This window comes from Roseococcus sp. YIM B11640, assembly GCF_049727625.1.
Taxonomy (GTDB): domain Bacteria; phylum Pseudomonadota; class Alphaproteobacteria; order Acetobacterales; family Acetobacteraceae; genus Roseococcus.
The window spans coordinates 1-3,385 of sequence record NZ_JBBJOZ010000013.1 but is presented as its reverse complement, the minus strand read 5'-3'; the positions used below and the strand labels follow the sequence as shown (position 1 = coordinate 3,385).

4 protein-coding genes are annotated in these 3,385 nt (G+C 68.7%); all 4 read left to right on the top strand.

All coding sequences use genetic code 11. The features are described 5' to 3' along the window. The first annotated feature begins 1 nt into the window (after nucleotide 1). The 4 genes from rfbB to rfbD are packed head-to-tail and all read left to right on the top strand — an operon-like array spanning nucleotide 2 to nucleotide 3,385. Nucleotides 2-1,060, top strand: a complete 1,059-nt coding sequence (rfbB, locus tag WJM96_RS22830; RefSeq protein ID WP_424814866.1) for a dTDP-glucose 4,6-dehydratase — start codon at nucleotides 2-4, stop codon at nucleotides 1,058-1,060. Further along, nucleotides 1,057-1,938, top strand: coding sequence for a glucose-1-phosphate thymidylyltransferase RfbA (rfbA, locus tag WJM96_RS22825; protein WP_424814865.1), 882 nt, complete (start codon nucleotides 1,057-1,059; stop codon nucleotides 1,936-1,938). The genes rfbB and rfbA overlap by 4 nt, the downstream gene beginning before the upstream one ends. Continuing rightward, nucleotides 1,935-2,501 carry a dTDP-4-dehydrorhamnose 3,5-epimerase gene (rfbC, locus tag WJM96_RS22820; RefSeq protein WP_424814864.1) on the top strand — a complete coding sequence of 189 codons (567 nt, stop codon included), beginning with the start codon at nucleotides 1,935-1,937 and terminating at the stop codon, nucleotides 2,499-2,501. The genes rfbA and rfbC overlap by 4 nt, the downstream gene beginning before the upstream one ends. Next, entirely contained in the window at nucleotides 2,501-3,385 is an 885-nt protein-coding gene (rfbD, locus tag WJM96_RS22815; RefSeq protein ID WP_424814863.1) for a dTDP-4-dehydrorhamnose reductase, read from the top strand. The genes rfbC and rfbD overlap by 1 nt, the downstream gene beginning before the upstream one ends.

Below are 3,385 nucleotides of genomic sequence, written 5' to 3'. Positions count from 1 at the left end.
CTTGACGCATCTGATCACTGGCGGCTTTGGGTTTATTGGGTCAGCGGTGGTTCGCCGTCTCCTGAGGGGGGCGGGAGGTTCTGTCGTGAATGTGGACAAGATGACGTATGCGGCGACGGCTGGTTCGCTGGGGATGCATGCGGGCGATCGGCGTCACGTTCATGTTCGGGCGGACATTTGCGATGTTGAGGCGATGCGGTCTGTGTTTGCGACGCATCGTCCGACGGCGGTGATGCATTTGGCGGCGGAGAGCCATGTGGATCGTTCGATCGACGGTCCTGCGGAGTTCATTCGCACCAATGTCGTTGGCACGCAGGTTCTGCTGGAGGCGGCGCGCGAGTACTGGAATGGGCTGGAGGGCGAGGCGAAGGCGGCGTTCCGCTTTCACCATGTCTCGACGGACGAGGTGTTCGGCTCGCTTTATCCGGGCGATGCGCCGTTCACGCCGCAGACGCCCTATGATCCGCGCAGCCCTTATTCGGCGAGCAAGGCGGCGTCGGATCACCTGGTTCGGGCTTGGAACCACACCTATGGCTTTCCGTCCTTCGTCTCGAACACGACGAACAATTACGGGCCGTGGCAGTTCCCCGAGAAGCTGATCCCGCTGGTGACCCTCAATGCGCTGGAGGGCAAGCCGCTGCCCGTCTATGGCGAGGGCAGCAACGTGCGCGACTGGCTGCATGTCGAGGATCACGCGGAGGCGCTGGTGACGGCGCTCATGCGGGGCCAGCCGGGCGCGACCTACTGCATCGGCCCGCGGCAGGAGCGGACGAACCTCGAGGTGGTCAAGGCGATCTGCGCGACGTTGGACCGGCTGCGGCCGGACCCGGCGGGCCCGCGCGAGCGTCTGATCACCTTCGTGCGGGACCGTCCGGGCCACGACTTCCGCTATGCGATGGATCCCTCGGGGGCGGAGGCGGCGCTGGGCTGGAAGCCGCGCTTTGATTTCGAGACGGGCCTCGAGCACACGATCCGCTGGTATCTGGACAACGAGGCGTGGTGGGGGCCGATCCGCGAGAAGGCCTATGCAGGGCAGCGGCTCGGAGGGGTCAAGGCATGAAGGGCATCATTCTGGCGGGCGGGTCGGGCACGCGCCTGCACCCGATGACGCTGGCGGCGAGCAAGCAGCTGCTGCCGGTCTACGACAAGCCGATGGTGTACTACCCGCTGGGCACGCTGATGCTGGCGGGGATCCAGGACATCCTGCTGATCTCGACGCCGGCGGACCTGCCGTCGTTCAAGCGCCTGCTGGGCGACGGCAGCGCGTTCGGGGTCAAGCTGACCTACGCGGAACAGCCCTCGCCGGATGGGCTGGCGCAGGCGTTCCTGATCGGCGCGGACTGGATCGGGGGCGAGCCGTGCGCGCTCGCGCTGGGGGACAACATCATCTACGGCCAGGGCCTGTCGGAGCGCCTGCTGGCGGCGGCGGGGCGGGCGCAGGAGGGCGAGGCGACGGTGTTCGGCTATCGCGTGGCGGACCCCGAGCGCTACGGCGTGGCGGAGTTCGACGCGCAGGGCCGGGTGCTCTCGCTGGAGGAGAAGCCGGCGCAGCCGAAATCCGACTGGGCGGTGATCGGCGTGTATTTCTACGACAAGCGGGTGACGGAGCTGGCGCGCCAGGTGGTTCCCTCGGCGCGGGGCGAGCTCGAGATCACGGATCTCAACGCGATCTACATGCGCGACGGCACGCTGCGGGCGGAGCAGCTGGGTCGCGGCTGCGCGTGGCTGGATGCGGGCACGCCGGGCAGCCTGCTGCAGGCGGCGACCTTCGTGCAGACGGTGCAGGAGCGGCAGGGCCTGCAGGTGGGCTGCCCGGAGGAGATCGGGTTCCGGCGGGGGTTCCTCTCGGCGGACGAGCTGCGCGCGCGGGGCCAGGCGCTGGGCAAGACGGCCTATGGCCGGTACCTGATCGAAGTGGCCGACGGGGTTCATGGATGAAGGTCACGCCGCAATCCATTCCGGAGGTCCTGCTGATCGAGCCGAAGCGCTTTGGCGACGCTCGGGGGTTTTTCAGCGAGGTCTGGAAGCGCAGCGCGCTGGCCGCGCAGGGCTTCGATGTGACCTTCGTGCAGGACAACCACAGCCTCTCGCGTGAGGTGGGGGTGCTGCGGGGGCTGCATTTCCAGCGTCCGCCCTCGGCGCAGGGCAAGCTGGTGCGGGTGGTGCGCGGGCGGATCCTGGATGTGGCGGTGGATATCCGCGAGGGGAGCCCGACCTATGGCCGGCACGTGGCGTGCGAGCTGTCGTCGGAGAACTGGCAGCAGCTCTGGGTCCCGCGGGGCTTTGCGCATGGTTTCCTGACGCTCGAGCCGGATACCGAGGTCCTGTACAAGGTGGATGCCGAGTACGACGCGGTGGCCGATGGCGGCATCGCGTGGGACGACCCGGCGCTGGGGATCGACTGGCCGGTGCCGGCGGGTGGTCCCGTGTTGTCGGACAAGGACCGCCAGGCGCCGCGGCTGGCCGATGTGGCGCCGCCCTTTCCGGCGGGGTCGGTCTGATGCGGCGGATTCTCGTGACGGGCCAGGGCGGGCAGCTGGCGACGGGGCTGGAGGCCAGCCTGCCGGCGCGGGGTTTCGAGGCGCTGCTGGTGGGGCAGCCCGATTTCGAGTTCGACAAGCCGGAGACGGTGGTGGCGGCGTTCGGTTCGCTGCGTCCGGAGGCGGTGGTGAACTGCGCGGCCTGGACGGCGGTGGACGCGGCGGAGGATGACGAGGCGGGCGCGTTCCGGGCGAATGCGCTGGGCCCGGCCTTGCTGGGGCGGCTGTGCGGCGAGGCGGGGATCCCGCTGATCCAGATCAGCACGGATTATGTCTATGACGGCCTGAAGGGCTCTCCCTATGTGGAGAGCGACTTGCCGAACCCGCTGGGGACCTATGGGCGGACGAAGCTGGCGGGGGAATGGGCGGCGCTGGCGGGCAATCCGCAGACCTGCGTGCTGCGGACGGCCTGGGTGTACAGCGCGGTGGGCCGGAACTTCGTGAAGACGATGCTGGGCCTGTCGGAGCGGCCGGAGCTGCGGGTGGTGTCGGACCAGTATGGTCATCCGACCTCGGCGCCGGACCTGGCGGAGGCGATCGCGGCGATCCTGGCGCGGGTTCGCGAGACGGGCTGGCGGGCGGAGTACCGGGGCGTGTTTCATGCCACGGCGCCGAACGCGACGAACTGGCACGCCTTTGCCGAGGCGATCTTTGCGGCGGGGGCGGCTTATGGGGGCAAGCAGCCGCGGGTGCAGGCGATCGCGACGCATGAATATCCAGTGAAGGCCAAGCGGCCCGCCGACGGGCGCATGGATCCCTCCAAGCTCCAGCAAACCTTCGGCGTCTCATTGCCACCCTGGGAAAACGCCCTCCAACGCATCGTCAAGGCTCTGAACAGCCCTTAG

Bases quoted from the DNA above. Each gene is read 5' to 3' on its own strand.
- rfbA (WP_424814865.1), top strand. From the start codon at position 1,057: ATGAAGGGCATCATTCTGGCGGGCGGGTCGGGCACGCGCCTGCACCCG.
- rfbC (WP_424814864.1), top strand. From the start codon at position 1,935: ATGAAGGTCACGCCGCAATCCATTCCGGAGGTCCTGCTGATCGAGCCG.
- rfbD (WP_424814863.1), top strand. From the start codon at position 2,501: ATGCGGCGGATTCTCGTGACGGGCCAGGGCGGGCAGCTGGCGACGGGG.